Annotated in this window: 35 protein-coding genes; 17 read left to right on the top strand and 18 right to left on the bottom strand. The window is 54.6% G+C overall.

All coding sequences use genetic code 11. The annotated features are described in order from the left end of the window. Positions 1-209: 209 nt before the first annotated feature. From aguB to ACW55A_RS14840, 4 genes are all read left to right on the top strand, one after another. The gene (gene aguB, locus ACW55A_RS14825) at positions 210-1,088 is read left to right on the top strand and encodes an N-carbamoylputrescine amidase (RefSeq protein ID WP_003372277.1); all 879 of its coding nucleotides are present in this window, start codon (positions 210-212) and stop codon (positions 1,086-1,088) included. A 5-nt stretch (positions 1,089-1,093) separates the two neighbouring features. Beyond that, positions 1,094-2,200, top strand: a complete 1,107-nt coding sequence (aguA, locus tag ACW55A_RS14830; RefSeq protein ID WP_498811392.1) for an agmatine deiminase — start codon at positions 1,094-1,096, stop codon at positions 2,198-2,200. A gap of 197 nt (positions 2,201-2,397) precedes the next feature. After that, positions 2,398-2,625: a hypothetical protein gene (locus ACW55A_RS14835; RefSeq protein ID WP_162467669.1), complete on the top strand. Its 228-nt coding sequence runs from the start codon at positions 2,398-2,400 to the stop codon at positions 2,623-2,625. 222 nt (positions 2,626-2,847) lie between these two features. Then, complete coding sequence (locus ACW55A_RS14840) at positions 2,848-4,122, top strand: OprD family porin (RefSeq protein WP_455809604.1); 1,275 nt, start codon at positions 2,848-2,850, stop codon at positions 4,120-4,122. A gap of 37 nt (positions 4,123-4,159) precedes the next feature. Here the strand turns inward: ACW55A_RS14840 and ACW55A_RS14845 are convergent, their stop codons facing one another. Continuing rightward, positions 4,160-4,690, bottom strand: a complete 531-nt coding sequence (locus tag ACW55A_RS14845) for a hypothetical protein (protein WP_072367094.1) — start codon at positions 4,688-4,690, stop codon at positions 4,160-4,162. 124 nt (positions 4,691-4,814) lie between these two features. Between ACW55A_RS14845 and ACW55A_RS14850 the strand changes: the two genes are divergently transcribed. The 3 genes from ACW55A_RS14850 (at position 4,815) to ACW55A_RS14860 (ending at position 5,940) form a co-directional block, all read left to right on the top strand. Beyond that, on the top strand, positions 4,815-5,174 hold the full coding sequence (locus ACW55A_RS14850; protein WP_498811393.1) for a GNAT family N-acetyltransferase: 360 nt from the start codon (positions 4,815-4,817) through the stop codon (positions 5,172-5,174). An 18-nt stretch (positions 5,175-5,192) separates the two neighbouring features. Next, the gene (locus tag ACW55A_RS14855; protein ID WP_498811394.1) at positions 5,193-5,384 is read left to right on the top strand and encodes a hypothetical protein; all 192 of its coding nucleotides are present in this window, start codon (positions 5,193-5,195) and stop codon (positions 5,382-5,384) included. Between the two features lie 82 nt (positions 5,385-5,466). Continuing rightward, a complete protein-coding gene (locus ACW55A_RS14860) occupies positions 5,467-5,940 on the top strand; it encodes a GNAT family N-acetyltransferase (protein WP_455809603.1) in 474 nt (157 codons plus the stop codon). Between the two features lie 10 nt (positions 5,941-5,950). Here the strand turns inward: ACW55A_RS14860 and ACW55A_RS14865 are convergent, their stop codons facing one another. From ACW55A_RS14865 to ACW55A_RS14875, 3 genes are all read right to left on the bottom strand, one after another. Beyond that, positions 5,951-6,688, bottom strand: coding sequence for a hypothetical protein (locus tag ACW55A_RS14865; protein WP_455809602.1), 738 nt, complete (start codon positions 6,686-6,688; stop codon positions 5,951-5,953). Positions 6,689-6,832: 144 nt separating this feature from the next. Then, positions 6,833-7,918 (bottom strand): type I restriction endonuclease, encoded by a 1,086-nt coding sequence (locus ACW55A_RS14870; protein ID WP_046720155.1) that lies wholly within the window; start codon positions 7,916-7,918, stop codon positions 6,833-6,835. Between the two features lie 552 nt (positions 7,919-8,470). Further along, the gene (locus ACW55A_RS14875; RefSeq protein WP_455809668.1) at positions 8,471-8,893 is read right to left on the bottom strand and encodes a DUF1493 family protein; all 423 of its coding nucleotides are present in this window, start codon (positions 8,891-8,893) and stop codon (positions 8,471-8,473) included. 189 nt (positions 8,894-9,082) lie between these two features. Between ACW55A_RS14875 and ACW55A_RS14880 the strand changes: the two genes are divergently transcribed. Both ACW55A_RS14880 and ACW55A_RS14885 read left to right on the top strand, forming a co-directional pair. Continuing rightward, positions 9,083-9,424 carry a DUF5713 family protein gene (locus ACW55A_RS14880; RefSeq protein ID WP_455809669.1) on the top strand — a complete coding sequence of 114 codons (342 nt, stop codon included), beginning with the start codon at positions 9,083-9,085 and terminating at the stop codon, positions 9,422-9,424. 99 nt (positions 9,425-9,523) lie between these two features. Further along, positions 9,524-10,168: a histidine phosphatase family protein gene (locus ACW55A_RS14885; RefSeq protein ID WP_455809670.1), complete on the top strand. Its 645-nt coding sequence runs from the start codon at positions 9,524-9,526 to the stop codon at positions 10,166-10,168. Between the two features lie 92 nt (positions 10,169-10,260). Here the strand turns inward: ACW55A_RS14885 and ACW55A_RS14890 are convergent, their stop codons facing one another. The 7 genes from ACW55A_RS14890 to ACW55A_RS14920 all read right to left on the bottom strand — a co-directional run bounded on the left by ACW55A_RS14890 (position 10,261) and on the right by ACW55A_RS14920 (position 16,027). After that, positions 10,261-10,605 (bottom strand): addiction module antidote protein, encoded by a 345-nt coding sequence (locus ACW55A_RS14890; protein WP_003434754.1) that lies wholly within the window; start codon positions 10,603-10,605, stop codon positions 10,261-10,263. Then, entirely contained in the window at positions 10,602-10,925 is a 324-nt protein-coding gene (locus ACW55A_RS14895) for a type II toxin-antitoxin system RelE/ParE family toxin (protein WP_003372254.1), read from the bottom strand. Before ACW55A_RS14895 ends, ACW55A_RS14890 begins: the two co-directional genes overlap by 4 nt. Before the next feature lie 325 nt (positions 10,926-11,250). Further along, a complete protein-coding gene (locus ACW55A_RS14900; protein WP_498811395.1) occupies positions 11,251-11,979 on the bottom strand; it encodes a hypothetical protein in 729 nt (242 codons plus the stop codon). Between the two features lie 9 nt (positions 11,980-11,988). After that, positions 11,989-12,405, bottom strand: a complete 417-nt coding sequence (locus tag ACW55A_RS14905) for a hypothetical protein (protein ID WP_455809672.1) — start codon at positions 12,403-12,405, stop codon at positions 11,989-11,991. A gap of 36 nt (positions 12,406-12,441) precedes the next feature. After that, positions 12,442-13,020, bottom strand: a complete 579-nt coding sequence (locus tag ACW55A_RS14910) for a hypothetical protein (RefSeq protein ID WP_455809673.1) — start codon at positions 13,018-13,020, stop codon at positions 12,442-12,444. A 601-nt stretch (positions 13,021-13,621) separates the two neighbouring features. Then, positions 13,622-13,768, bottom strand: coding sequence for a hypothetical protein (locus ACW55A_RS14915; protein ID WP_003372246.1), 147 nt, complete (start codon positions 13,766-13,768; stop codon positions 13,622-13,624). Between the two features lie 618 nt (positions 13,769-14,386). Beyond that, positions 14,387-16,027 carry a methyl-accepting chemotaxis protein gene (locus tag ACW55A_RS14920; RefSeq protein WP_498811396.1) on the bottom strand — a complete coding sequence of 547 codons (1,641 nt, stop codon included), beginning with the start codon at positions 16,025-16,027 and terminating at the stop codon, positions 14,387-14,389. A 343-nt stretch (positions 16,028-16,370) separates the two neighbouring features. On the opposite strand from ACW55A_RS14920, the gene ACW55A_RS14925 reads away from it, so the two are divergent. Together ACW55A_RS14925 and ACW55A_RS14930 are read left to right on the top strand one after the other, a co-directional pair. Next, positions 16,371-16,727: a hypothetical protein gene (locus ACW55A_RS14925; protein ID WP_498811397.1), complete on the top strand. Its 357-nt coding sequence runs from the start codon at positions 16,371-16,373 to the stop codon at positions 16,725-16,727. A gap of 172 nt (positions 16,728-16,899) precedes the next feature. Then, the gene (locus tag ACW55A_RS14930; protein ID WP_135186037.1) at positions 16,900-17,190 is read left to right on the top strand and encodes a hypothetical protein; all 291 of its coding nucleotides are present in this window, start codon (positions 16,900-16,902) and stop codon (positions 17,188-17,190) included. 104 nt (positions 17,191-17,294) lie between these two features. Here the strand turns inward: ACW55A_RS14930 and ACW55A_RS14935 are convergent, their stop codons facing one another. The 4 genes from ACW55A_RS14935 to ACW55A_RS14950 form a co-directional block, all read right to left on the bottom strand. Then, the gene (locus ACW55A_RS14935; protein WP_498811398.1) at positions 17,295-18,446 is read right to left on the bottom strand and encodes a site-specific integrase; all 1,152 of its coding nucleotides are present in this window, start codon (positions 18,444-18,446) and stop codon (positions 17,295-17,297) included. Beyond that, the gene (locus ACW55A_RS14940) at positions 18,443-18,655 is read right to left on the bottom strand and encodes a hypothetical protein (protein WP_005767251.1); all 213 of its coding nucleotides are present in this window, start codon (positions 18,653-18,655) and stop codon (positions 18,443-18,445) included. Before ACW55A_RS14940 ends, ACW55A_RS14935 begins: the two co-directional genes overlap by 4 nt. Before the next feature lie 80 nt (positions 18,656-18,735). Next, positions 18,736-18,966 (bottom strand): hypothetical protein, encoded by a 231-nt coding sequence (locus ACW55A_RS14945; RefSeq protein WP_498811399.1) that lies wholly within the window; start codon positions 18,964-18,966, stop codon positions 18,736-18,738. A gap of 93 nt (positions 18,967-19,059) precedes the next feature. Next, a complete protein-coding gene (locus ACW55A_RS14950) occupies positions 19,060-19,356 on the bottom strand; it encodes a hypothetical protein (protein WP_017699573.1) in 297 nt (98 codons plus the stop codon). A gap of 21 nt (positions 19,357-19,377) precedes the next feature. Between ACW55A_RS14950 and ACW55A_RS14955 the strand changes: the two genes are divergently transcribed. Continuing rightward, positions 19,378-19,902, top strand: a complete 525-nt coding sequence (locus tag ACW55A_RS14955; RefSeq protein WP_498811400.1) for a P2 family phage major capsid protein — start codon at positions 19,378-19,380, stop codon at positions 19,900-19,902. Next, positions 19,899-20,621: a phage terminase small subunit gene (gene gpM / locus ACW55A_RS14960; RefSeq protein WP_129484561.1), complete on the top strand. Its 723-nt coding sequence runs from the start codon at positions 19,899-19,901 to the stop codon at positions 20,619-20,621. Before ACW55A_RS14955 ends, gpM begins: the two co-directional genes overlap by 4 nt. A 142-nt stretch (positions 20,622-20,763) precedes the next feature. On the opposite strand, the gene ACW55A_RS14965 is transcribed toward gpM, so the two are convergent. The 3 genes from ACW55A_RS14965 to ACW55A_RS14975 all read right to left on the bottom strand — a co-directional run bounded on the left by ACW55A_RS14965 (position 20,764) and on the right by ACW55A_RS14975 (position 21,853). Beyond that, positions 20,764-21,063 (bottom strand): hypothetical protein, encoded by a 300-nt coding sequence (locus ACW55A_RS14965; RefSeq protein WP_103697414.1) that lies wholly within the window; start codon positions 21,061-21,063, stop codon positions 20,764-20,766. Between the two features lie 98 nt (positions 21,064-21,161). Next, entirely contained in the window at positions 21,162-21,458 is a 297-nt protein-coding gene (locus tag ACW55A_RS14970; protein WP_032703432.1) for a hypothetical protein, read from the bottom strand. 101 nt (positions 21,459-21,559) lie between these two features. Further along, positions 21,560-21,853: a hypothetical protein gene (locus ACW55A_RS14975; protein ID WP_032703431.1), complete on the bottom strand. Its 294-nt coding sequence runs from the start codon at positions 21,851-21,853 to the stop codon at positions 21,560-21,562. A 35-nt stretch (positions 21,854-21,888) separates the two neighbouring features. Here ACW55A_RS14975 and ACW55A_RS14980 point away from each other — a divergent pair, with 35 nt between their 5' ends. Genes ACW55A_RS14980 through ACW55A_RS14995 form a run of 4 tightly spaced genes read left to right on the top strand, consistent with a single transcriptional unit; the run spans position 21,889 to position 23,906 of the window. Beyond that, the gene (locus ACW55A_RS14980) at positions 21,889-22,350 is read left to right on the top strand and encodes a head completion/stabilization protein (protein ID WP_003420281.1); all 462 of its coding nucleotides are present in this window, start codon (positions 21,889-21,891) and stop codon (positions 22,348-22,350) included. After that, positions 22,347-22,790, top strand: a complete 444-nt coding sequence (locus ACW55A_RS14985; protein WP_003420277.1) for a phage tail protein — start codon at positions 22,347-22,349, stop codon at positions 22,788-22,790. Before ACW55A_RS14980 ends, ACW55A_RS14985 begins: the two co-directional genes overlap by 4 nt. Beyond that, positions 22,780-23,448 carry a phage virion morphogenesis family protein gene (locus ACW55A_RS14990; RefSeq protein ID WP_032655889.1) on the top strand — a complete coding sequence of 223 codons (669 nt, stop codon included), beginning with the start codon at positions 22,780-22,782 and terminating at the stop codon, positions 23,446-23,448. Before ACW55A_RS14985 ends, ACW55A_RS14990 begins: the two co-directional genes overlap by 11 nt. 14 nt (positions 23,449-23,462) lie before the next feature. Next, a complete protein-coding gene (locus ACW55A_RS14995; protein ID WP_498811401.1) occupies positions 23,463-23,906 on the top strand; it encodes a DUF2586 family protein in 444 nt (147 codons plus the stop codon). The last annotated feature ends 12 nt before the right edge of the window (positions 23,907-23,918 follow it).

Below are 23,918 nucleotides of genomic sequence, written 5' to 3' on the forward strand. Positions count from 1 at the left end.
TGACGCTCCGCGTCACACCCAGCTCGTAGAAATGAGCGCCGTCATGAGCCTTAAGCAGATTAATATCGGCAAAATTCAAAAATTAGTAAGAAAAATACATTTATTTAGCTTTTAATGCCGATTAATATCCGTTATAAAGGCGTTCATAATCGTCATCGCTCGTCTGCTATGGTGATAAGTCCTTTGCAACCGCCCCTGGAGATATTTTCATGAGCCGTATCGTTTCTGTCGCTGCTACCCAGATGGCCTGCTCCTGGGATCTGGAAGCCAACATCGAGACCGCTGAAAAGCTGGTACGTGAAGCTGCCGCCAAGGGCGCCCAGATCATCCTGATTCAGGAACTGTTCGAAACCCCGTACTTCTGCCAGAAGCCGAACCCGGACTATCTGCAGTTGGCGACTACCCTCGAATCCAACGTCGCGATCAAGCACTTCCAGAAAATCGCCAAAGAACTGCAGGTCGTATTGCCGATCAGCTTCTTCGAGCTGGCAGGGCGCGCACGTTTCAACAGCATCGCGATCATCGACGCAGACGGCAGCAACCTGGGCATCTACCGCAAGAGCCACATCCCGGACGGCCCCGGCTACCACGAAAAGTACTACTTCAACCCGGGCGACACCGGCTTCAAGGTCTGGCAGACCCGTTACGCGAAAATCGGCGTCGGTATCTGCTGGGATCAGTGGTTCCCGGAGTGCGCGCGCAGCATGGCGTTGCAGGGCGCGGAAATTCTGTTCTACCCGACTGCCATCGGCAGCGAGCCGCATGACAAGACCATCAGCTCGCGTGACCATTGGCAGCGCGTGCAGCAAGGTCACGCCGGCGCGAACCTGATGCCGCTGATCGCCAGCAACCGCATCGGCAACGAAGAGCAGGACGGCTACGACATCACCTTCTACGGCTCGTCGTTCATCGCCAACCAGTTCGGTGAAAAAGTCGCCGAGCTCAACGAAACCGAAGAAGGCGTGCTGGTCCACAGCTTCGACCTGGACGAGCTGGAGCATATCCGCAGTGCCTGGGGCACGTTCCGTGATCGCCGCCCTAACCTGTACGGCGCGGTGAAGACCCTCGACGGTTCGCTGGAGTCCTGATCGCCATGACCACGCTCAATAGCACGCCACGCGCCGACGGCTTCCACATGCCGGCCGAATGGGCACCGCAAACCCAGGTCTGGATGGTCTGGCCCGAGCGCCCGGACAACTGGCGCCTGGGTGGCAAGCCCGCCCAGGCTGCCCATGTCGCCATCGCCAAGGCCATCGCCCGCTTTGAGCCGGTCACGGTGGTGGTGTCCGCTGCGCAATACGACAACGCCCGTGCGCGGCTGGACATGCCCAACATCCGCGTTGTGGAAATGAGCAGCAACGACGCCTGGGTGCGCGACAGCGGGCCGACGTTCGTCATCAACGACCGTGGCGAAGTACGTGGCGTCAACTGGGAATTCAATGCCTGGGGCGGTTTCGATGGCGGCCTGTATGCGCCGTGGAACCTCGATTCGCAGCTGGGCAGCAAGGTGCTCGAAATCGAGCGCTGCCCGCGTTACGTCACCGAAGGCTTCGTGCTCGAAGGCGGCTCAATCCACGTGGACGGCGAGGGCACGCTGATCACCACCGAAGAATGCCTGCTCAATCGCAACCGCAACCCGCACCTGACCCGCGAACAGATCGAGACGATCCTCGGCGATTACCTGGCTGTGGATAAAGTCATCTGGTTGCCGGATGGCCTGTTCAACGATGAAACCGACGGGCATGTGGATAACTTCTGCTGCTACATCCGTCCCGGCGAGGTGTTACTGGCCTGGACCGATGATCCCGAAGACCCCAACTACTCACGCTGCCATGCAGCATTGAGTATTTTGGAAAACACCCTTGATGCCAAAGGTCGTGCGTTTATCGTGCATAAAATGCCGATTCCAGGCCCATTGTTCGCAACAGAAGAAGAATGCGCAGGCGTCGATCAGGTGCATGGCAGCCAGGAACGCAACCCTTCGGTGCGTCTGGCCGGGTCTTATGTGAATTTTCTGATCGTCAACGGCGGCATCATTGCGCCCAGCTTCGACGATCCGATGGACGGAAAGGCCCGCGATATCCTGCAAAAGCTGTTTCCAGAGCATGAGGTGGTGATGGCGCCAGGCCGCGAGTTACTGCTGGGCGGGGGCAATATCCACTGCCTGACACAGCAACAGCCAGCCCCCCACAACAACTAGCGCTTAGTAACTAGTTGTATCTAACAGCAACTAGTTGGTCTCGTTTTTGCTGTATTAAGCCCGTCATCTGACGGGCTTTTTTATGCGTTACCTTATAACTAAATTGGGTTCGTTTATCCGAATGACCCTAAATCAGACTGGCGAAAACCCGTTTTCTTAGCTTGACTGTCACATGGCATCAGTAGATTTAGCCCCTCATGAATCAAGAGGTTTTCGTTATGAATGCAGGTATGAGCCAACAGCGAGTCCGTGGTTTTTCTGCTTCGCTCAGTAACGAGGCACGCCAGCGAGTGGCGGATTGGTTAAGGACAACCAGACCCGTGAACGCCAGGCCGGACGTACGTGCCATGCTGCTGCAGCGCTATCCGGCAGGCCTCTTAAACGATGCCGAATTCGAAGCGTTGGCGCGCGTGCTGACAGATTAAGTAATACACCACGCCCCAACTCGTCCATCTGCACGTTTGACACCCCCAGGCACCCGAACTAGGATTCGCGCCCCCACTGCCTGTGGCTCCACCCCCTGTACGTGCTTCGTAGTCCACTGCGATGACCTCGTGCGGCGCTCCACCGCCTGATCAGAGGCTGGAAGCCAGACGGCCATTGGCCGCCGCCACAGCGCATGTCATTTGCAGAACAAGGAAGACAAGATGCTTAACACACGTATGGGCATGCTCGCTTTGGGCATCATCAGCGCCAGTCAGGCCATGGCGCAGGGCCAGGCGGATTCGAAGGGCCTCGTTGAAGACAGCAGCCTGAACATCAACCTGCGTAACGCCTACATCAATCGCGACTACAAAAACGACCGTGAAGACAAATCCGAATGGGGCCAGGCCTTCATGGGCACCTTCGCGTCCGGTTTCACTCAGGGCACGGTTGGCGTGGGCGTCGACGCCTTTGCGCTGTACGGTATTCGCCTCGATGGCGGAAAGGGCCGCAGTGGCAATGGCGGCATCGACTTCTTCAAGCAGGGCGACAGCGGCGCGGCTGCCGATGACCTGTCCCGTGCAGGTGCTGCAGTAAAAGCGCGCTTCTCGAATACCGTCATCAAGTACGGCGATCAGATGCCGCAATTGCCGGTGCTGAGCTACGACAACTCCCGCCTGCTGCCGGAAAGCTACACCGGCACGCTGATCACCTCCAAAGAGATCGATGGGCTGGAAGTGGTCGCCGGGCGTTTCACCCAGGAAGCGCGCAAGAGCGCCGAAGGTCGCGACAGTGGTGACCTGAAAAGCATCAACGTCTACGGCGCCAGCTACAAATTCACCGATGAGTTCAGCGCCGCTTTCTATGCTTCGGACAACGAAGACGTGTTCAAGAAGCAGTACCTGAACCTGAACTACGTCTTCGCCCTGCCGCAAGACCAGTCGCTGACCTTCGACTTCAATGGCTACAAGACCCGACTGGACAAAGACTTCACGGCCAGCGACGCACGTGACAACAAGATCTGGAGCCTGGCCGCGACCTGGGCCGTGGGCATCCACTCCTTCACCCTGGCGCATCAGCGCAGCACCGGTGACATGGGTTACGCCTACGGCGGCTATCGCAACGACGGCGGTTATGGTGATGGCGGTAACACCATCTACCTCGCCAACTCCTACTGGTCCGACTTCAACGGCAAGGACGAACGCTCGTGGCAGGCGGCCTACGGCGTCGACCTGTCCGGACTGGTGCTGCCCGGCCTGAGCTACAAGGCTGCCTACGTACGCGGCGATAACATCGACGATGGCACCGCAGGCAGCGGCGACGGCACTGAACGCGAAATCTTCAGCCAGCTGACCTACGTGGTCCAGAGCGGCCCGGCCAAAGACCTCTCGATCCGCCTGCGCAACTCGTTCCTGCGGGTCTCAGACGATGCACAGGCCTACAACAGCGAAGGCAACGAGACACGCATCTTCGTGGACTACCCGATCAACGTTTTCTGATCCGAGGGCGGCGGCTTGGCAAAGGCCGTCGCCTGACTCAGTCCGCGACCAACTGAACAAACACTGCGAAACTGCCGAGGAATATCCAGAAAAAGCTGAACAGCCAAGGACTGCGCTTGGAGAACAGCAAGGACTTCTTCGGCCCGGTTTCGCTGGACTCCCAATCGCTGAACAACGGCGAATCGTCATAGGTCAGCCCGATGACCGGCTCGCTGAGCAACAGTTGCGCCTGCTTGTGATGCCAGTGCTGGATGATGTCGCACGCCGCCCGAATACCCGGCCAGGCGAACAGCGTACTGAGCAGCCCCAACAGTGCCAGCATCGGCGGCACCACCAGCGTGAACATCGCGCCCCAGGCCGTGTTCATGTTGGCCATCGACGACGCGTAAGCAATCACCAAAAATGACTGCGCCGACAAATAGGCGTTGGTGCGGTTGGAGAGGTTGGTGGTTTCGTAATGAATTTCGCGTCGATAAAAATCCAGCCGTTCCTTGGGCGAGCCAAACAATTTGACCTGCTGCTCATCCACCACTTTCGCGGGTGTTTCATCCGTTATGATTCTGGGCACTGGTGTTACCGATGTATAAAAGGTGCTGGATAGACCCCCACCTGCAGCCGGCAGTTCGACTTAAATCCCCGGCATACGGGACCGTTCATCCAGTGAGCACGTTTCGACGAACAGGGACATCGTCATGACCATCACCCCCACGCTACACACCGACCGCCTGCTGCTGACGCCACTGCAGCTTGAGGATGCGCCTGCGGTTCAGCAACGCTTTCCGCTCTGGGACATCGTGCGCTACCTGAACAACCGCGTCCCCTGGCCTTATCCACAGGACGGTGCGCTGCGCTACATTCAGGACGTCGCACTGCCCGCCATAGCAAACGGCACCGAATGGCACTGGATGATCCGCCTGCAGAGCGCGCCCCGCGACATCATCGGCAGCATCACCCTGATGACCCATCCCGGCAATAACCGAGGCTTCTGGCTGCACCCGGACTGGCAAGGCCACGGCTACATGAAAGAGGCCTGCCGCGCGATCAATCGATAGTGGTTCGACGTGATGGGCATGCCCCTGATGCAAGTGCCCAAAGCCGCCCCCAATGAAGCCTCGCGGCGCATCTCGATCAGCGAAGGCATGCGCAAAGTGAGCACCCAGGACGGGGAGTTTGTTGGCGGACGGTTCGAGGTAGAAGTCTGGGAGATGACGCGGGAGGAGTGGTTGGCGCGAGCGCTGCAAGCAGGTACTTCGAACGTCTGACGTAGAGGCCGACCCGGCATTAACCTGTTGCCCATCACCACCAGCCCAAGTGATATTGCTCAATAAACAGGGAGCGACCCGAATGCCGTTGACCCGCAAGATCGAGCCCGACATCACCTTGGTAACCGTCCAGCCCGAAGACTTCGAAACCTTGGTAGCCATCCGTATCGAAGCCATGCGCGAAAGCCTCGAGCGCGTTGGCCGGTTCGATCCGGTGCGCGCCCGAGAGCGTTTTCGTGAAGGGTTTTCTGCGTCCTGCACGCACTACATCCAGGTTGCCGGCAGCAAGGTCGGCTTCGTAGTCGTCAAACCAACCGGCGATGGTCTGTTGCTGGATCACCTGTACATCAAGCCCGCTGTTCAAGGGCAGGGCATTGGTGCTGCCGTGCTTCGGCAAGTGTTCGCGCAAGCGGACGCAACCGAATCCACAGTACGAGTGGGCGCCCTGAAAGAAAGCGACTCCAACCGCTTCTACGTCCGCCACGGGTTTCAGCTCGTTGAGAGCGGCGAGTTCGATAACTACTACCTCCGCCCGCCACGTTTGCCGATGTGCTGACGGGTTGGGATCAACCCGCCGAGGCAGCTTTCTCCGCCGCACGTGCAGCGAGCATGGCCGCCTCCGATTCCTGGGTGTGCAGCTCACCTTTGTAGGCCAACTGATTGAAGAACATGCCGTCGATCTGATCTTTCGATGGCGTCGACGTCTTGGGAATAAACAGCGCGCCCAGATCCAGAGAATTGGCGAAGTTCTCTTTGTTCAGGTTGTAGCGACCCAGATAACTGCCGCTCCAGGGCGAATCGGCGTCGACCAGATCAATGGCCGTCTCCCGATAGGTAGCCGCTGCGGTTTTCAGCCCGCTGGACGCATTCAACAGTGTATTGAGTTGCTTGGTATCCGCCTCGCTCAACTCACCGGAACTGTTGATCGCCTTCAGATTACCGTCCGCCTCGATCGTGAAGCCGAACTTCTTGCTGGCCAGATCCGGATACACCGACGCCAGCGTCGACGTGAACGCTTCATATGACGTTTTCAGCGCCTCCGTCGAGTTAGTGTGTTGCGCCGCCTTCTGCGGAAAGTCAGGCGACTGCGAGCGGCCTATCCAGGTATCCACCGCTTCCATCGGCTCAGTGGTCGCAGGCACTTCGGTACTCGGGTGGTAAACAACGGCAGGCGTATTGGCGGCAGCGTTCTTCAGCGCTTCTTTCTGCGCATCGGTGAGCGGCTTTGGAGTGAGCGTGATGCCGGAATTGGGCAGGGTGATGGTGGGAGACGTGTTGTTACCGGGGGTTAGTGAGATAACCATTTCATCGATCCATGATTGCGGGGTTGTATGGAGGGTATCGACGAAGGAGGGGGGAGCTTGAGGGAGGTCGGGGGCCGGGAAATATTACGGCGTACTTGCAAGGCGCGCATTGCCACGCGCGCGCTTGACGTTATTAATACTTCTTCAGGACTCTGCGTAGCTCAATACGGTGTCCTTGAGAGCATCGGCAAAACCGTAAATATCATCCAGAGAAGCGATCGGGTGGCGGGTCTCGCCCTTGTCCTTTTCAAAAATACCGATGTATTTCTGAGCACGATTGAAATGCAGGCGAGTGATGGGTTTACGGTTGTTGTCATCCAGAAGAATGCCGAAATAGCTTTGTGTATCACGATGAGCAATACGTTTTGCTTCAACCACAGTGCGGATGATCGACTTGACGATATGGAAGCCTTCCATTTCCTCCACAGTCGTCACGATCCGGTCGTCTAACGGCTCTTCCTTTTCAGGCTGAGTGTTATTTTCGATGATGGTTTCGGCCACCGTGGGCGCCTGAACTCCGCTCATTGCCAGCTTCAACCGGTCGTTGACCTGATCGTTCAGAAATTGCGAGGTGGCCTTTTTGGTCAGAATCGTGAACTGCTCACGTACCTTCTGAGTGATCGCGCCCTCATAAATGCGTGACGCGAAGTAACGGACGAAATCGTCGTCCGGCTGACTGAACTGGGTCGCAATCACACGCTTGATCTGACCTACGTACTTCAACTCGCCAGCGGCATTGAGAATTGACTCAACGTCGAAGGACGACTTGGTCAGCTTCTGTAATTCCGGAATGGCATGGTCATCAATCGCCAACAGGTCCAGTTCAAGAAATGGTTTTTCATCCATCTTGTTAGGCGCGTCCAGGTCTGTAAAAAACTTGTAGACCCGGCCATTGGTGAGGATCGAAATCCTTGCAGTGGTCACATGGAAATAACGGAACAGCTGGCTGGCATGATTGATGTTCAGCGGCTCGCCGATTTTCTTGGTCTCGATGAGGATCTGAATATTGCCCTCTTTAACGATGGCATAGTCGATCTTCTCACCTTTCTTGGTGCCTACATCGCACGTGTATTCCGGCACAACCTCAGAAGGATCGAATACATCGTAGCCCAGCACAGTATGGATAAACGGCATGACCAGAGCCGTTTTGGTAGCCTCTTCGGTGCGGATGGACGCAGCTTGCTGGCGGACTTTTGCTGAAAGGGAATTGAGTGCTTCAAGAAAATCCATTTTTATTGCTCCGTGCCGGGCTCATGAGCCCTCAGTCCTATCGATAGTCGATAGAGGCGCAACGCTACTACGATGGGTTGCGAAATAGCTATAGGATTTTGAGGCGTGAGCGGAGATATCTGAGGAAATCGGAAACGTCTTACGCGTGGCGAGGCATAGCGGGGAGGGCTGTCCGTTTTGTTTGTGCGTAATGAAGATCTACATGTGCGTTGCTAAATCTGATGCGAAAAAAGGGCCTGTATTGCTGAAAGTACTTATTTTGTATGGTGCCAGCCTCATTAGTCGAGCTTCTCGAATTGGTCCAGTTGTTGGTGCTGCTATTGGTCGACACCTGCTTTCATACCCAATGCCGCAGCTGCCTTATGAGCTCTGCCTCGGGAGCTTGGTAGGTCGCGGCCTGCTCAGGGCCACGCGCACAGGAAACCTCCGTCACGCTGAAAGGGGGGTTGAATTACGTGGATTGCTGCGACCTGACGTCATCACCGAGCGCATTCACTTTTCGTAAGGCGCTTGGGGTATGACATGCATACCAAGCGGATCACGTAGGCAAGATCAACGGCTCTTTATCTTGTAGCCATCAATCGGAATATCTTCTGTGCGCTCATACAGTGGAGCATCGCTGAATGTGGCTTGTTCAAATGCTTGCGTATCCCAACGTCTTGCTTTCAAGGCTGAATACAACATGCCCACCCTCAACGGAATGTTTCCGCGTCTGTCTTTGGCGCGCCTGAAGGAAAAGAAGTTGAAACCTTCTTCCAGAAAGTACCGATAAGGGTCGTAATCGTTAAGATCGATAGAGAACCTTTCGAAAAACTCGACCATCAGATCATTTGCATCGTCACCATCAACGCCCATGTCCCTCGCGACATCGGTCGCCAAGCTGAAGCTTTCAAACGCCTTTCTTCCAAAGCCTGCGGTATCGTTGATGCAGACGACGATGCTATCCATTAATTTGTAATCAAGGGGTGCGTTCATGGCTAGAAAACCTGATCCTCGGTGCTCACAATGGAGTCTTCAGTTACAACTGTCTTGCAGGCTATCAGCCCTGGCTCCGTCGCCGTATACGCCCAGCCTGCAGAATGGGCAATAATCTTGTAATGCATCTCCGATTGTCACCTCAATTGGACTCACTGAGCGCCCACTGTACATCGACGAGGGATACCCATGCAGTTGACCAATGAAGCCATTGCCAAACACACTTTCCTGAAAGGCATGTATCAGGACGAGTATTTCCCTGATGCCGTTGTGAAAATGTGCGAAGACGTGCTGGTCAACCTGTGTCACGAAATCGAGCAGCAAAAGCCTTCCGACCTGGACGCGCTGTATGCCCTGACTCACAAAGCGACAGAGCAAATCAACGAGCTGGAGGAGGTGTTCGAAGAGAACGGCAGTGAGATCGAAACCGTCGCCCGCGAGACCATTGCCGATGATTTCGTACGGATAGCAGACGCTTATGGTTTCACCGACGCGGACATTGAGGAGCTGATTGCGCCGCGTGAGTGGTAATCAACCGCCTTTATGCCCCCTGATGCTGACGGGTTTTGCCAGAAGGGGGCATACGCTTGAATGCGCTCAGCCTCTGCCTCTTACGCGAGTCTCTGATTAATGAAGCAGGTCAGACTAATTCGCCACGGACAAAGCGCTGCCAACGCAGGCGAAGCCAGTGTGGATCACGCGACTATCCCTCTCACGTTGAAGGGGGTAGAGCAAGCGCAGTCAGTGGCCCGATCATTCACTCACGCGCCGGATTTGATTGTCGCCTCGCCGTTTTCCCGAGCGCAGGCAACCGCTATGGCGACCGCAGCTACTTTCCCTGCCACCCCGCTTAAAACCTGGCCCATTCAAGAATTTACCTACCTAGAACCCGCGCGATGTGCCAACACGACCGTTGCTCAGCGGCGGGATCGGGTTGAAGCCTATTGGGACAAGTCAGACCCGGCGTTTACGGATGGAGCAGGCGCCGAATCTTTTTCAGGATTTATGGCAAGAGCGCAGGCCTTCCTGGCTCGACTTGCGGAGCATCCTGCCCAGCGCATTGCGGTGTTTTCGCATGGGCAATTCATCAATGCTGTCGCCTGGCTGATCGAGCGTGAGCCGCAGGACATTTGTGGCCGAGCCATGGCGGACTGGCGTGATTACGAAATCAAGAACCATGTGCCCAATGGTGGTGGCTACATACTGTTCAGGCATGTGGACGCTGACGACTGGCGAATATGCTCACAATCCTCACAAAACGCTGAGAGCAGATGAAGCCAAACAGCTTCACTTGCAGATGGCGCTCTAACGACTACAAAAAACTGCTCGTTGTCGTGAAAGCGGCGCCATTTCGGGCGGAGGAATCATCACTGATCGGGGCTCTGGCTGCCCATGTCAGCTCTGTGCGAAACGACCTTCGACATTCCCACGCCCAGTGCCTGGAGCACCTTGAGGATGGTGGAAAGCTTCGGGTCGCCGCCAGCAGCGATAGACCTGTAAAGGTTAGGTCTGGCCAGGCCCGTGTTCTTCGAGAGATTACCCATGCCTCCTCTCGCCTCGATCAGTCGACGGATGGCCGTAAGGAAAACGTCTTCACCTCCATCTTCGTCGATTTCTTCCAGCGCAACAGACAGGTATTCGATGGCAAACGCTTCGTCTTCACGGAGCATTTCCAGAACGCTTTCATCATGGGAGCGCGTACGAGTCGTCATTTATTTTTCACCTTGTGCCATTTCCATAGAGCCTTGGCTTGGTCAATGTCGTTTTGCTGCTTGTCCTTTGAGCCGCCACCCAAGAGAAAAAGTATTTTTTGGCCCTGAATCGCGTAATACACCCGAAATCCAGGCCCAAAATCCAGCTTCATCTCAAAGACCCCATCACCCACCGGCTCGGTTACGCCGAAGTGGCCAAGCGCCGCTCGGTCGATCCGGGTAGTGATTCTTGCTTTGGATCGCGTGTCTCGAACGGTGTCGAGCCAACCCTGATAGATATCCACTCCATTGGCAGACAGTACGTGTTCCACTTCGTACATGAGGAATGTACCTTAAAAGAGACAGATAGATGGTTGAATATCCTTATCGACAGCATGCTATTGATCGGAAATGAGCGAAGCTGTGATTCAGATTGAGGAATTACAGAAATTGGCGTTTACGAGGGGCTGTTATAAAGCGGCGAAATGTTGCAGGAGAGGTGGCGGAGGCTTGATGAGCGCTGACGTATGCGTTAAATGCCCTGCATAGGTCGCTATTAAGGCTGAGGGAAAAAGGGACTGCATCGCGGCGGACCCTTCTTTCATATTTAGTGCGGCGTTAGGAGTCGAACCATTCATATCGCCTAGAAAAAAAAGGACATTCAAATCATGTATCCGAAGATTTACCCCGCGCGGTTACCCACTTGAGCAATCTGCCCAGCCACCAGCGGTTGCGAGCCTCTCGAATTTCATCGATTTGCATGAACGTGTATGGAGAGGGCATGGCTTTTTCTTTTATGCGTAGGGCGCGTAGGCCTCTAATAACGTGGCGTGCGTAGAATAACAACGTCAAGCTACATGCGATAAGGCCGAACGTTGCAACTAGCCCAGAGGTGAGCGCCCCCATCATCTTAGTAAACATGCTGGCCGCCAAGGTTGTTATACCGGCCACCAGAATTGGATTATATACAGTCGAACGACGTTGCGTTGTCTGTGGGCGTGTTTGAACTTTTATTCCGTCATATTCAAAAGGATGAAAAGAAGGTTTAGTACTGGCCAGGAAAAGATACATCAAAACAGATAGAACTAATGGTAACAAGCCTGTCATAGTCGTAAGGATGCTTTCTCTACCCCAAAATTTTGCCGCAGCGAAATAAGCAGCGCTACTGGCGAGCAGAGAGAAGGAACCAGCTGCTGACATAATCAGCGAAGTCATGTAAGTAGTGTAGCGCTCGCACATATATATTAAGTACAACGTCCATGCAAACGCTAAGAATGAAGTAATAAAAAATAAATGCCAAAAGTAAGGCGGGTTAGAAGGGGCCAGAGCTAAAAAAAGGATCAGTGTCCCTAGCAATGTCCAGCTTCCACGCTTTAGCTTATCTGCGTCAATCATAGTAGGCCATCATATTTGTAGTGCTTTTCCAATTTTTTTATCCCAACCATTTTCAACAATTACCCACTGTACGCCTAGGCCTACAATAAAGCCAACGCCAATTACTACTGCAAGAGGCGCTGCAGGCAAAGATAGCGCGCCAGTTACAATGCCCACCGCTGAACCTCCACCAATACCTGCGACGGCTGAAATGACGTTAGTCGGTTGGCTATCCGCAGATTTATTATACAGCTCTTTCCAGGATTGAGAGTTTGATGCGTCGATCGCTAACTGAGGGCCAACTGCTATTGCCATGCCGACATAGGGGCCGCCTAGTCTTTTCAGTATTCCAGTGGCACCGTCAGCATGCAGTCGGGCACTTTGACTCAATGCGGTATTGGTATTAATTAGCGGTATGTGGGCAACCGATTGTCCAACTTTTCCCATTAATATATAATGCCGAGCTACAGCTGTTGTTGGTATTTAAAAAAATAACTTCCCCTCTTTTGAAATTATTCTAATTGTCCCTTTAAACGTTTTGCTCGCCGATCTGGCGCTTGCCGTACCCCTAGCGTCAGCCCATGAGTTGAGCTTCGCTTTTTGGGCCGCGGTCAAGTCTAAAAGGTCCATGACTTTTTTGGTCTGTGCCGCCGCCATGACTGCCCCTGCGGCGGTAGCAACGGTTCCTGTTAAGTTTCCTGGCGAAAACATCAAAGGACCGATTTCGGGAATATTTTCGGCAGCTTGTTGAAGAGATTTTAGAGCCTCTACCGAGATTTTTGCACCGGTCTCCAATCTCTGAAATATCTCACGAAGTAACAAGGCTCCTTTTTTTGATTCCTCCGCACTCAATTGTTCGTCAGGCGAGGAAAGCTGATAAATAAGGTATAACGCAGCATTGTAATCGTCCGTTTCATAGGTGCCTGCGAAGTTAGAGAGAGGCATATAATAGCTGCTTGCAGTCCCTCCAGAGGCTGCCTGATAGCCTCCTCTCAGTAAGCCTGATTGCCTTTGAGTGCAGCTTAAACGTGCTGAAGTTGGCGGGGTTAAATACTTATTCACACAGATATTCCCTTGTCTGGCCATAATCTTAGCGATAACCGCTTTAAGCTGAAATTTTCTGCATAATCATGTGCGATTGATAGATGCTAGTGGTCACTGGCAACGCTTCTAGATCAACTATTGCAACTCTCAACCTATAGTGCGCATTTTTCGTGATCATGCAAATATCCTTTAACTCTTGCCCACGACTAGCGCCTGGGATCCTAACCTAGCTTTATGCTCGTGTATTGAATTCATCCGGGTTAGTAAATGCACTGACCCTCACGTCCTTGGAGGTTTTCTCAAGCGCACATAGGGCGACAACAACTGAGCATCGCATCGTGTTTATCCTACTTGAAGAAAGACACCAATGGGAAGGTGGGATTGCGGCCTTCCAGTTGGTGGGTGACATTGCTGCTGCATTTTGATGTGTCACCACCGATCAAGTCCCTGATGTCTATCAGGTTTGTCCAATAACGCCATTACCAGGAGCTTGGGCATCTCTTGATTTTGCACCCTTATCGCTTTACCGGCAGGTTGGCCGATACGAGAGCTACTGACCCAGAGAACTGCCCTGTTTTCTAGCCGTCAGTATGAAAGCTAGGGCTGCCGGGGTTGCTACTCACACCCCATACTCTTCCCAGCTCATGCCGAGATATTCGTGCAGTTCCATGCCTGCACCTTCGCGTCCTTCATGCCAGTCTTCCACGAACCGGTGGATATCTTCTTCCACCACATCGCCCTTTAGGTAGAGCTCAAGAAATCTCATTTCAGCCTCCTGGCTCGACGTCGCAGATAGTGTCTCAATCTGGGTTTTCCAGCCCAAAACGAAAAAACCCGCCAAAAGGCGGGTTTTTCGGAGATTTCAAAGGCTGCAAAAACCACCTTTGAAACCTTGTATGGTGCCGGCACCAGGAGTCGAACCCGGGACCTACTGATTACAAGGAAGATGCTTTTAATATATAAATCAAACAGTTACGGATAAATTAATTACGTGCTGCAGGGCTAGAACTCCCGGAACTCTTAAGGTCTCCGGGTGCTATTACGTGATGTACAGAGGGTAACGGGGCATAGTCAGCACCAGCTGGCAGCTGGCAGCTGGCAGCGGTTGCCTTTGGCGAAGAGTAGTCAGTCAGAAAAGGCAATTCGAAACCCTGTTCACGGCGGTGAGGGGCGTTGTTCTTTGCACTTCGAATAGGCGCGTGACGTCAATGATGCCTCGCGCCTCGTCGATTTTAGTTTTTGACCAGAGTTCCTGGAGCACTGCATTGGAGGACATTTGGCTAGGCCTGGTGTGCATGCGGAACACGCCGCCAGACCCTTTTCAAAATCTTAACGTGCCGCAGAAATGAATACCTGCGGCGCTAAGGATGGGGCTCGATTGGAGTTACAGGCGAAAACGTCCAACGAGATCTTTGAAGGAGATAGCTAGCCGGGAGAGATCCTGCGTGGAGGCGGTTGTCTGGTGCGCTCCAGCGGCAGATTGAGTTGAAAGATCTTGGATGTTGACTAAATTCCTGTCGACCTCACGCGCAACATGAGCTTGCTCCTCACACGCACTCGCAATTACCAGGTTCCGCTCATTAATTTGAGCGATCCCATCTGCGATCAACGCGAGTGAGTCACCAGTAGATCGTGCGAGTAATTGGGTATTGCTTACCAGAGACTGGCTTTTGCCCATGGCGACCACGGCCTCGTCAGCCCTGGATTGGACCGCACTAATCATACCTTCTATCTCACCTGTAGAGGTCTGAGTTCTCGCAGCGAGCGCTCTCACTTCATCTGCGACAACTGCAAAGCCCCGGCCCTGCTCCCCTGCACGAGCCGCCTCAATAGCAGCGTTGAGTGCGAGTAAGTTAGTTTGTTCAGCGATACCGCGTATTACATCCAATACTTTTCCGATATTTCTGACCTGAACAGCTAGATCTTCTACTATTGTAGTGGAAGATTGGATTTCAGTTGTGGCGCTGTTTACAGCTTCTACTGCATTTCGGGCTTGGCCAAGCCCATTACTTGCTTGTGAGCTGGCCATCTTAGAGGCTTCAGACGTAGAGATTGCATTTCGCGCCACCTCTTCAACTGCAGATGTCATTTCCGTAACCGCAGTGGCAGCTTGTTGGATCTCATCATTTTGGCGAATCAGGCCACGGCTGCCATCTTCAGTAACTGCATTAAGCTCTTCGGCTGCGGAAGCCAATTGGTTAGACGCATCGGCAATTTGGTGAATAGTGCTTTTTAAACTATCCTGCATATCTCCTAGCGCGTTCAGTAGCTGTCCGGTTTCATCCCTTCTGCTACTGCTCACACTTTCAGTTAAGTCGCCATTAGCGATTAGTCTCGCACTTGCCACCGCGATGGCTATAGGTCGACTGATCAAACTACTCACAATGAGTCCTAAACTCAGAGCAGCTATGAACGCTAGAGCTATGCCAACATAAAGGACATTGGTGGCGGAGCGCTCCTGCTGATCGGCATCCCTAGCCCCTTCTTCAATCTGACGGTTGTTAGACTCAACCATGATGGTCATCTCGTCCATGACCTTAGTATAGCCTTCCTGGAGTTCTCCCGACAATAAGGGGCGAGCGGCGCTGACGTCTCCAGCTTTTAGTAAAGAGAGTACTCTTTGAACTTGTGATTGATAGATAGGCCAATCCTGCTCCATTTTGTCGGCAGCAGCCCGCTCATCATCTGCCAATGGCGTGCTCCGATAAATGGCAAACGCCTTCTCACTGTCTGCAAAGTTTAATTCCATGCGTCTGATAATACGGTCTTTTAAATCCTGTGACTCACCAGCTGCAGTTGCCACAGTGAGTGCGTATAGGTCTCTATGCTGAGCTATCGCCTTAGATTTAGCTTCAGCCGTCTTTGCGACAGAAACAAGGTTATTAGAAAAAACAAGCTTCAGCCTTTCCGACAAATCAGTGACACCCCGGCCGCCTAATAAACCAACTCCTAATGTGATAAGTGCGCACAGTCCAAATGCTGTGATTAATTTGGTGGATAATTTTGCGTTTTGCAACCAAGTCATAATACCGTCCTGAAATTTTTTACGAGTAAAGTGGCGGAAATAAGATCCTTTTTAGAGTTCATGTGTTATTATCGGCGCCTTGGTAGAAAACTTGAATGCCATTTGGCTGGCTGGAGTTTTGTTAAAAATTGGGTCTTTGGGATGGGGTTGTGAGTTTTCAATTAAGTGTTACTTATGTTTCGTATGTCACTACGCCAAGAGTGCATTTATTCGACTTTCCTATGGGGCACTTTGGGTCGAGTGCTGCCGATCGCTGCAGTCAGCGGCTGCTTGAAATTCAGCGGTGTCTTAAGACAATCATAACGCGCCCTATTTTCCATCGCCCCCTGACCCCGGCCCCCGGATGCTTGGACTACAAGTCATTACTGACGCTCATGGTTTGGAGCATCACGCAGCGCCAGGAGATCCTTTTGTCGTTACCATCACTGCCCGCCAACTGAACGCATTGAGGGCCCTGCAACGTGCCCTCCCTGAATTGGACGAGCTGGTTATGTCGATCACCTTGGCGTTTGACGCTTCACCCACCGATAGCCCCGAACTGGCTAGGCTCATTCTGGAAAAGACCTGCCGTCGTATGGTCGCCGGTGAACCGGGCAGTCACGGTGCGATGATCGAACACCTGGAGACCTTCGGCGATCTGAACTGTCTGTCACCACAACAGGTCATTAAGTTTACCAAACAGATTCGGAAGCTCGCTTGATCATGCGCCAAGGTATTCAGTACGGAGCACTGAGAGCCATGATCCAGAACAGTGCCGTAGGTGCGCGGATGGTGACCTTTTGGTGCTTTCGGGATACCAGAGATCGCGGGGCTGGTTTAATATGAACGCGCCAAGTGGCTCGACGCGAAACATAACTCAGGAAAGAAATACGGTGCCTCTTCCTATTACCCCCAAGCATGAAGAGACTTTGCGTCTGTTGCGCCGTGGCAACCCCGCTATGGCTAATTTATCTGCTGCGATTGATAAAGCCTTTGATGTCTCTGCGTGCGAAAACCCAGAGTTAGCTCGGCTCATTCTGGATGTGCTTTGCCTACGGTTTATTACGGGTGATCCTACCGCCCGCCCCGCACTGATTGCGCAAATCAATCATTTTGGTACTTTGAAATGTCTGTCCCGTTCGCAGGTGCATGCTTTCACAAGCGCAATTGCCGATATCGTTTAAATAATTCCCAACCTATTCAATATGATGCGCAGCGCGCTATCTTCGAGAGCTGCGTCGATTAGATAGGGTCATAATTTCGCGTGTCCGAGCTTCCCGCTCTCAAGTCAGTTCATGTCAGAAGCATTGACCAGCGGTATGCTGAGGTCGTAGACGTCCATCATCGCTCCATCGCGGTGACCGCTGGCTTCCTGTTTGTCCGCTCTCGTACCTGCGGTGTCAGTAATACCTCTCCGTTTAAGGTCGTGTAGGCCGAATCGTTGCTCTGTCGTTATGGTGCCGTCTTCGATGGCTAAGGTGATAAACCGTTGCCAGGCCGTGTCCAGGCTAGTTTTGTGCAAAGCCCCTCCATGGCTGGCCACGATGATGTAGCGTCGATCGGGACGAATCGGAATGACTGTTGATTTACTGGCCCAAACCTTGGCCCGGTAAGCCTTCGCCCCTTCCCAAGCTGCGCGCAGTCGGGTCGTCCAGCGGACAATGTTGTCCCGGCTGCCTTTGCGCCGGTTGGTCATAATCCCTTCGGCTAGTTCATGGGCATCGGTCAAGGTGATGGTCTCAATGCCCCGCAAACGGCATAGGTAACCAATCTCCATCACGTAGCTCAGGTACTCCGGACAGCCACCTTTCTCGTTCCGCGCTAATCGACCGAACGCCAAGGCACGGTCGACCAGCACCTCCATGACCTGATGCTCTGGTAAACGCCGACGTTTGCGCTCCACCGGCGCTTCGATCCCCTGCGCCGGATTGCTGTCGAGGTAGCCCCGGTTGCGGCCCCACTGCAGGACGCGGCGCAGGTAGCGCAGCACATGCGCCGCTTTGGACGGCGTGCCCTCGTCGGCCAGGCGATCGACAATCCGCTGGATCAATGCTGCGGTGAATTTCTTCACCAGTAGATCCCCCAGTGGTTTGCCCAGCCGCGTTGGGATGCTCAGCAGGACGTCCCGCGAGTAGCAGTAGTCGTTGTGAGTCTTGATACTGAGTCTTTTGTAACGATCGCTCAGGTGAAACTGAGCGCAGACGTAGCGCAAAGTGCCTTGGTCGACGCCCGAGGTTTGCTCCATGATTTGATGCAGCTCGGAAAGGGTCACATCAGCCGGTGCCACATTGCGCCGGCGTTGTTTGCCGGTCTCGTCGTAATGCAGCGTGTACCAGACGCCGGCGTTGCGATGATCAAAGTAAATGGCCGCTGGGAGAGCGGCCTGATCGATGTGGGGGGGAATGTGCGGATTATGCTTCCGCTTACGCGCTTTCCTCATAGGATGTTGGTGTCATAACGCTCTGAGGTTACGGACTCCATGCCCGCAGCGTGGTGAATGAGATCCAGCGTGGTCCAAGGGCCTGTGCGACCCCGGAACATGCGGATGCCTTGAGTGATCAGCGACCGTTCGACGTCGGAGCGGCGCTGGTAGCCGGTGATGCGCTGCAGGTCCTCAAAGGTGAGGACATTGCTTGTTGGGGAATTCATGTTTGCTCTCTGCAGGAAGCAGCAACCAAGGGAGTGTAACGCTTCGCCTTGGTGCCAAAAGCCAGAACCTGGCTGCTCAATTACTGGGGGAGGGGGGTGGCGAGAATCTGCGTCAGGACGTGCTCATCGCTGGCGGTCAAATCGCCCTGGATCTGCGCTTGGTTGGCCAGACTCTCCAGCCGACCGCGTGTGTCCGGGGTCTTCTGCACCAGGTAGCCGATCAGTGCCGTGCCGACCATAGCGATAGTCAGCAGGTTTTTGGGTGGTGTGCTAGCCTTTGAATTGCTGCTGCTTGGGTGTTCCGTCTTCATCGCCGTACTCCTAGTTGTGGTGGGTGCTGGGGAGCTGCAACTCCTCAGTACCGTTCTCTTGCCAATATCGTCGGCGCCAACACGTGGTACCTACTACCCTGTCCTGCGCGCCAAGTGAATGATCAGGTCTTCCAAATCGACAGCGTCTTCCGCCTCTAACTGCCACTCCAGTACCGCCTGGATCTGCTCCCGACTGCACTGCAGCACCATCATTTCCCGCTCACCCCGGGCAGCACGCACGTCCAAAATCTCTAGAAGACCGTCTACGGCATACGCATCGGCATGTACTACCGGGTAGCCGTGTTCAGTTCGTTTAAGTCCGGCAATCACCATGCTGACCGGGTCGACAGCAGGATCGAGCGGGAGCTCGCTCATTACTTGAATCTGCATGGCGTCCTCTCAAGTTTTGAAATGCCAGCAACGCACGGATTGCAGATCGCTCGCGAACAGATCCCGGAGCAGGTTCTCAAGGAAGGCAAAGTCGCTGGAAAGGTGACGCTGGGCGAAGGTGGTGACTATGCCAACCTTGACGCCCTGGTGCATGACACCAAGCAGATGGTCGACGAGCGCGTTCGTGATGGCGGCGACCTGATCGCAATCATCGGCAGTGACCTGCTGGCGGCTGACAAAGCCAAGCTGTACGCCAAACAAGGCGATCTGCCAACCGAGAAAGAACGCATCGAAGACGCTCAGGTCATCGCGACCTATGGCGGTCTGCCGAGCTTCAGCGTGCCGTTCTTTCCGGTCAACGCCGTGGTGGTCACCAGCTTCGACAACTTGTCGATCTACTTCCAGGATTCCAGCTGGCGCAAGCAAACCATCGATAACCCGAAGCGCTCCCGCGTCGAGGATTACAACAGCCGTAACGAAGGCTATGTGATCGAGCAGCTGGAAAAGTTCGCCATGACTGAAAACATCGAATTGGTGAAAGCATGAGCCTGGCACTGGCGCACAAACGCCGCTTGATCGCAGAAGGCCCAGCGGCTGCGATCGCCGGTGCCCAGATGGCTTATTCGGCTGACACCGCGCTGTCCAGTCCTGCCAATGCCCGCAAGCATTTGAAGCTGATGGAAGACGCCTTGGCCGGTGATCTGGAGCGCATCAGCGCGATCAATAGCCGCGAGCAGCGCCAGATGCTCAAGCGTGACGAGCTGCTGCCCAAGTACCTGGATTACGTACAGCGGTACCGCGATTCGGAATTGAATTTCCAGAACTCGGTGCTGGTATATGTCCTGATCTGGCTGTTCGACACCGAGCAGTTCACCCAGGGCCTGGAGCTGGCCGACTTCGCAATATCCCAGGGCCAGGCGCTGCCTGAGCGCTTCAACCGCGACATTCCGACCTTTGTCGCAGACGAGGTGATCGATTGGGCCGAGGCGGAATTCAAGGCCAGGCGCAGCCCTGAGCCCTACGTTTCCAACCTGCTGCCCCGTGTCGACGGCGAATGGCAGCTGTATGAGCGCATTCCTGCTCGTTACCACAAGTTGCTGGGAATGATCGCGCTGCACCGCAAGGACTGGCCTGTAGCAATTCACCACTTCGAACGGGCCGAACAGCTTTACGAAAGCATCGGCGTAGGGACACGCCTTTCTGACTGCCGCAAGGCGCTGGCCAAGGCGCAAGCCAAAGAAAACGCTGGCAACGGCACCGAATAACCGACTACCCCCCCCCCCCGGCGAGAAACTGTGGATGTGAGCCAACCATTTATGGCCCTGACCCACTGAAACAGTTTTCCCGCCCCTAATGCAAAAAGCCTTGCGCATGGCGCAGCTTTAAGAGGTTGCTATGTTCATCGGGTCACTGCGAAAGGTTGTCGACATCAACTTCCCCCTCGGGGAAAGTTGCGGTCGTCCGCAGATCACTGCCCCCAAGAACCTGGACGCATCCTCTCAGTGTGCTCATGTACCTGTCAGCGATTTTCAACGCTGCCAAGACGACATCCGGATGAAGATCGCCGTTTGTTTCAAGGCTAATAAGTGCAAGCGTGTGTGCCTGCCTAAGCTTTTTCTCTTTGAGGTATTGCTGGCGTTTTATGGCCAGTTCACGCTCTCTAAGCTTTTCTTCCAGGTAGATAATCTTTTTTCCTATATCGTCCATTTGCCGTCCTCCTCCGTTGCTTGCAGGAAAAGTATATGAGGTTTTCCGGCAAAGCTCAGGAGTTTCTGAGCCAGTGGCGATATAAGCTCGTTAGTGCATCACTGCAAGAGCTTATTTATTGTGACTTTCCCGTCCGGGAACGTCGCAGTAATTTCTACCTGACTGCCTCCAAGGACCTGGACGCATTCATTCAGAGTGCTGACGTACCGGTCAGTAAGCCTCAATGCCTCCTTGACCGCATCAGGATGAACATTCTGCGTGCGCAGGCACATCATCGCCATTGCATGTGCTTCCTCGATCCGTCTATCAAGGATCTGTTGCTTACGCCTTGCCGACGTAAGGCGTTCTTTGAGGCGCATTTTCAGAGATACAAACCTTCCTTTCCCATCACTCATGGTCCGCAGTCCTCCATTACAGGCGGGAAAAGTGTATGAACTTTTCTGGCAAACCTTCATGGTCAGCAGACGAACGGTGCCTTAAGGCTGATAGCAGATTATTACGAAAGTTTACTTGTTGGCACCCTTGCATCAGGGAATGTTGCGGTGATCTCCAGGTCGCCGATTCCCAAAACCTGAACGCAATCTGCCAACACAGTGGCGCAAGTGTCAGCGATTGCAAGTATGTCTTCGACGTTTTCAGTTTCGCGGTGCTCCCCATCGAGCAGTCGGAGCGTGATGGCTTGTGCTTGCTCAAGCTTATTTTTGACATCATGAATCTTAAATTTTTCAGCCATTTGGCGCTCTTTAAGCCGCGCACTCAGCGATTCAATCCTTTCTTCGTCATCGTTCATGACTCGCAGTCCTCTATCGCATGGAGGGGGAGTGTATGAGCTTTTCCGGGAAACCCACCACCTTTGTTGAACAATTCGTCAGAAACGACGGTTTCTGGCCTGATCTTGCAGTCTCCGAGTTTCAGAAAGGTTACCGCTTGCCAGCGGAATACCTGGTAGAGATGCTGGCCGCCGATCTGAACATGGCCATGGTCGAGGTCAATACCGATCTGGCCAAGTTAAAAGCGCGCTGGCAGGGCGTTGGCGTGTCCAACGTTGAATCCGCAGACACCACCATCCTGCCAGAGCGCACCTTTCAAGCCGCGACCTATAAGCGCGCCGTCTACAGCCGCGCCAAAGCCAGCCTGCTGACTCAGTTCGCCACGGTCAATCGCCGCGAAAGCGCCGAAAACGTGGGCAAGGAACTGCCAGAGCGGTCCGAAACCTTTCTCGCTTTCAGCCAGGCTGCGGTGCGCTCGCTCCAGGGCCGTGGCCGCATCACGGCGGCGCTGCTGTGATCAAGCTCAAGGCGTTGACCGCCTACCTGCTTGAGCGCCAATTGGTTGCCCCTGAGCAGCTCGACAGCTGGACCGACCAAGTGCAGGTCGAGCTGGTCTGGAAGCCTGACACCCAAGGCATGCACATGGGTGACATGAATTACGGCGCGACCATCTCGATCGAGCGGTTCGCGGATCACCCGGCGCGCCTGTTTGCCCTGGTAGGCAGCTGGCTGGAAACCCACGACCAGGACCGCGACGGTCTGCCAAACGTGGTGTTCGATGTGGTCATGCTCGACAACGATCTTGCCGACGTCGACATCAAGCTGCAGTTCACCGAGGCGCAATACCTGGCCGAGGATCCTGCCGGCGAGATCGAGGCCTTTGGCAGAACCTGGTCGTTCGTACCGTTCGAACTGTGGGTGGCTGAGAGCGGCGAGGTGACCGGTCATGGCCTTTGATCTGGACATTCGCGGCATGCTCGAAGCCCAGGACCTGCTGGCTTTGATGGAGCTTCCGACGCCCAAGCGCAGACGTCTGTTGAACAACGTGGCCAAGCGCGTGCGCAGTCTGAGTCGGCAGCGGATCCGCAACCAGCAGAACCTGAATGGAACCCCGTTTGCTGCCCGCAAGGACACGTCCAAGGGCAAGAAAAAGATGGAAACCGGCCTGGGCAAACTGCTCGATGTCACCCGCTTGACCGGGACCGAAGCCGAACTGGGCTGGCGTAACACGCTGACCCGCTGGGTTGCCTCGCAGCAGCACAACGGCGTGTCCGAACGACGCACCGCCGCGCAGATGCGCCAGTGGAACAAGGTTCCGCCGGGCACCGCCGCTACCGAAAAGCAGGCCAAGACCCTGCGCCGTCTGGGTTTCAAGACCCGTCAGGAAGGCAAAAAGACCCTGACCCGCCCATCCGTGGCGTGGATCCAGCAACACCTGAACTACGCCAGAGCGGGATTGCTGATCCGCGTCCTGGACGACGAACGAGCCGAATCCACCGGTGCGCAAAGCTGGAACATCCAGCTGCCTGCGCGTCAGTTCCTCGGTGCCAGCGACAGCGAAACCAGCCAACTGGTGAACCTGGTGCTGCAACAAATCCTTAATTCACCCCGCTAACGAGGCACCGCTTTATGGCACTCGGCAAAGTCAGCGTTAACAATCTCAACCTCGGCCAGGGTGCCGTGAGCGAGATCGAACGCTATTTCCTGTTCATCGGTCCCGCTGCCAAGAACGTCGGCAAGCTGGTCCCGTTGGACACCCAAAGTGATCTGGACGTCCAGCTGGGCGTTGCGGACAGCGACCTGAAAACCCAGATCCTGGCGGCGCGCAGCAACGGCGGCGATCGCTGGGCCTGCATCGCCGCTCCGATCGCAGGCGAAACCACCTGGCAACAGGCGCTTGAGAGCGCGACCCGCAGTTATTCATTCGAAGCGGTGGTGATCGTCAACCCGGTTACCACTCAGGCCGAGCTGTCAGCGATGCACGTTGCAGCCAATGACCTGAGCAACAAGCTGGGCCGCCGCGTCTTCGTGCTGGCGGCTAGGGGCGGGCAAGGCCATCACCGAATCGCTTGAACCAGCGCTGGA

This window comes from Plantibacter cousiniae (nom. nud.), from assembly GCF_977070315.1.

Coding starts and splice junctions, on each gene's coding strand:
- ACW55A_RS14925 (WP_498811397.1), top strand. CDS start 16,371: ATGCTTGGACTACAAGTCATTACTGACGCTCATGGTTTGGAGCATCAC.
- ACW55A_RS14875 (WP_455809668.1), bottom strand. CDS start 8,893: ATGAACGCACCCCTTGATTACAAATTAATGGATAGCATCGTCGTCTGC.
- ACW55A_RS14880 (WP_455809669.1), top strand. CDS start 9,083: ATGCAGTTGACCAATGAAGCCATTGCCAAACACACTTTCCTGAAAGGC.
- ACW55A_RS14870 (WP_046720155.1), bottom strand. CDS start 7,918: ATGGATTTTCTTGAAGCACTCAATTCCCTTTCAGCAAAAGTCCGCCAG.
- ACW55A_RS14840 (WP_455809604.1), top strand. CDS start 2,848: ATGCTTAACACACGTATGGGCATGCTCGCTTTGGGCATCATCAGCGCC.
- ACW55A_RS14965 (WP_103697414.1), bottom strand. CDS start 21,063: ATGGACGATATAGGAAAAAAGATTATCTACCTGGAAGAAAAGCTTAGA.
- ACW55A_RS14855 (WP_498811394.1), top strand. CDS start 5,193: ATGCCCCTGATGCAAGTGCCCAAAGCCGCCCCCAATGAAGCCTCGCGG.
- ACW55A_RS14920 (WP_498811396.1), bottom strand. CDS start 16,027: ATGACTTGGTTGCAAAACGCAAAATTATCCACCAAATTAATCACAGCA.
- ACW55A_RS14995 (WP_498811401.1), top strand. CDS start 23,463: ATGGCACTCGGCAAAGTCAGCGTTAACAATCTCAACCTCGGCCAGGGT.
- ACW55A_RS14945 (WP_498811399.1), bottom strand. CDS start 18,966: ATGAAGACGGAACACCCAAGCAGCAGCAATTCAAAGGCTAGCACACCA.
- ACW55A_RS14835 (WP_162467669.1), top strand. CDS start 2,398: ATGAATCAAGAGGTTTTCGTTATGAATGCAGGTATGAGCCAACAGCGA.
- ACW55A_RS14860 (WP_455809603.1), top strand. CDS start 5,467: ATGCCGTTGACCCGCAAGATCGAGCCCGACATCACCTTGGTAACCGTC.
- ACW55A_RS14850 (WP_498811393.1), top strand. CDS start 4,815: ATGACCATCACCCCCACGCTACACACCGACCGCCTGCTGCTGACGCCA.
- ACW55A_RS14915 (WP_003372246.1), bottom strand. CDS start 13,768: ATGAGATTTCTTGAGCTCTACCTAAAGGGCGATGTGGTGGAAGAAGAT.
- aguB (WP_003372277.1), top strand. CDS start 210: ATGAGCCGTATCGTTTCTGTCGCTGCTACCCAGATGGCCTGCTCCTGG.
- ACW55A_RS14980 (WP_003420281.1), top strand. CDS start 21,889: ATGAGCTTTTCCGGGAAACCCACCACCTTTGTTGAACAATTCGTCAGA.
- ACW55A_RS14975 (WP_032703431.1), bottom strand. CDS start 21,853: ATGAACGATGACGAAGAAAGGATTGAATCGCTGAGTGCGCGGCTTAAA.
- ACW55A_RS14935 (WP_498811398.1), bottom strand. CDS start 18,446: ATGAGGAAAGCGCGTAAGCGGAAGCATAATCCGCACATTCCCCCCCAC.
- ACW55A_RS14905 (WP_455809672.1), bottom strand. CDS start 12,405: ATGGGAAAAGTTGGACAATCGGTTGCCCACATACCGCTAATTAATACC.
- gpM (WP_129484561.1), top strand. CDS start 19,899: ATGAGCCTGGCACTGGCGCACAAACGCCGCTTGATCGCAGAAGGCCCA.
- ACW55A_RS14950 (WP_017699573.1), bottom strand. CDS start 19,356: ATGCAGATTCAAGTAATGAGCGAGCTCCCGCTCGATCCTGCTGTCGAC.
- ACW55A_RS14865 (WP_455809602.1), bottom strand. CDS start 6,688: ATGGTTATCTCACTAACCCCCGGTAACAACACGTCTCCCACCATCACC.
- ACW55A_RS14970 (WP_032703432.1), bottom strand. CDS start 21,458: ATGAGTGATGGGAAAGGAAGGTTTGTATCTCTGAAAATGCGCCTCAAA.
- ACW55A_RS14885 (WP_455809670.1), top strand. CDS start 9,524: ATGAAGCAGGTCAGACTAATTCGCCACGGACAAAGCGCTGCCAACGCA.
- ACW55A_RS14895 (WP_003372254.1), bottom strand. CDS start 10,925: ATGTACGAAGTGGAACACGTACTGTCTGCCAATGGAGTGGATATCTAT.
- aguA (WP_498811392.1), top strand. CDS start 1,094: ATGACCACGCTCAATAGCACGCCACGCGCCGACGGCTTCCACATGCCG.
- ACW55A_RS14940 (WP_005767251.1), bottom strand. CDS start 18,655: ATGAATTCCCCAACAAGCAATGTCCTCACCTTTGAGGACCTGCAGCGC.
- ACW55A_RS14990 (WP_032655889.1), top strand. CDS start 22,780: ATGGCCTTTGATCTGGACATTCGCGGCATGCTCGAAGCCCAGGACCTG.
- ACW55A_RS14890 (WP_003434754.1), bottom strand. CDS start 10,605: ATGACGACTCGTACGCGCTCCCATGATGAAAGCGTTCTGGAAATGCTC.
- ACW55A_RS14900 (WP_498811395.1), bottom strand. CDS start 11,979: ATGATTGACGCAGATAAGCTAAAGCGTGGAAGCTGGACATTGCTAGGG.
- ACW55A_RS14955 (WP_498811400.1), top strand. CDS start 19,378: ATGCCAGCAACGCACGGATTGCAGATCGCTCGCGAACAGATCCCGGAG.